The organism is Micromonospora arborensis (assembly GCF_003205615.1).
Classification (GTDB): domain Bacteria; phylum Actinomycetota; class Actinomycetes; order Mycobacteriales; family Micromonosporaceae; genus Micromonospora; species Micromonospora arborensis.
In genome coordinates, this window is the sequence record NZ_PYBV01000177.1 from 1 (window position 1) to 284 (window position 284).

The following is a 284-nucleotide window of genomic DNA, read 5'->3' on the forward strand; positions in this document are numbered from 1 at the left end:
GTTCGGGGTGCCGTCGGGGCGCAGCGCGATGTCGTTGACCAGTGGCGCGTCCGCGGACGGCGCGGAGCGCAGCACCACCGCCGAGGAGCCGCGCGGCGCGCACGGCACACCGGCGGTGACGCAGCCGATGAACGCCGGCTGGTTGGTGGCGAAGTCCGGGTCGATCCGGACCAGACCGGTGGCCGGGGGGCCGGTGTCCAACCGTGGCGCGTGCAGCAGCTCGAAGTAGTGCGTCCAGTTCCAGTACGGGCCGGGGTCCCAGTGCATTCCGCGGACGGTCGCGG

Annotated in this window: 1 pseudogene; it reads right to left on the reverse strand. The window is 73.9% G+C overall.

Annotated elements, in window-relative coordinates:
• A pseudogene (locus tag C7C45_RS33330) lies at positions 1-267 on the reverse strand (N-acetylmuramoyl-L-alanine amidase); the annotation flags it as partial.
• Between the last annotated feature and the right edge of the window lie 17 nt (positions 268-284).